General features: G+C 45.9%; 1 protein-coding gene. It reads left to right on the plus strand.

Going from position 1 to position 961, the window contains the following annotated elements; translation table 11 throughout:
* On the plus strand, window positions 1–954 hold a 954-nt coding region (locus LGZ98_RS23860), incomplete at its 5' end, for an ISAs1-like element ISPlu18 family transposase (protein ID WP_262978745.1).
* Window positions 955–961 lie beyond the last annotated feature (7 nt).

The following is a 961-nucleotide window of genomic DNA, read 5'->3' on the forward strand; positions in this document are numbered from 1 at the left end:
GAGTTACAGAGCGAGTGGCTTAAACAATACACGCATTTTACTCACGGTATTCCCCGTCGTCACTGTATTGCTAATATTATCAAAATGATAGAGCAAGATGCACTGGTTGAAGCCTTTTATGCCTGGATCAACCAGCGTCGGGTCAGGGCAGGAAAAAGTCTTATCGCCATTGATGGAAAAACCCTGAGAGGAACCTGTAAGGGGACATTATTTGAAGCCCTGCATGTGGTCAGTGCTTATGATGTTGAATCCGGTGTAGCCCTATACCATCAGGCAGCCGAAAGCAAAGGTCAGGAAGGTCCGGTTGCCAGACAATTGATTGAATTACTGGCGCTTGATGGCGCGATTGTCACTATGGATGCCCTGCATTGCCAGAAAGAAACCCTTGCGTTAATTACTCAGCGCGGCGGTGATTTTATTGTCGGTCTCAAAGGCAATCAAAAGACCCTCCATGAATGGGTCAAATCGTATTTTGCTTCGCATTATGAGAGTGATGAGCTTGTTGACTTTACGCAGAAAAATAGCGGTCATGGACGGACAGAATTTCGGCATGTCATGCAAATTCGTGCCGTATTGCCGGAGGTCCTTCGGCGGCAATGGCCTTCAATACAAAGTGTTATTGAAGTAGTCAGTGAACGAAGCGTAAAAGGTCAGCCTCCCCATCGTGATTCACGCTGGTATGTCAGCTCGCTACCGTTGGAGGCGGAAATCGTGGCTAAGGCAATAAGAAGGCACTGGTCGGTGGAAAACGAGCTGCATTGGGTATTAGATGTCACTTTTCGAGAAGATGCTATCTCACTCAAAGATCCTGATGGGGCTGCACAAATGGCGCTTTTTAACCGAATTGCATTAAATGTGATTAAACAGAATACCAGTATAAAAGACAGTCAGGCGGCTAAACGTCGAAGAGCCATTTGGTCAGGGGAATTCCGTAGTCAACTTATCTTTGATTAAATTAAAT

It is taken from the genome of Photorhabdus kayaii (assembly GCF_025384895.1).
GTDB classification, from domain to species: domain Bacteria; phylum Pseudomonadota; class Gammaproteobacteria; order Enterobacterales; family Enterobacteriaceae; genus Photorhabdus; species Photorhabdus kayaii.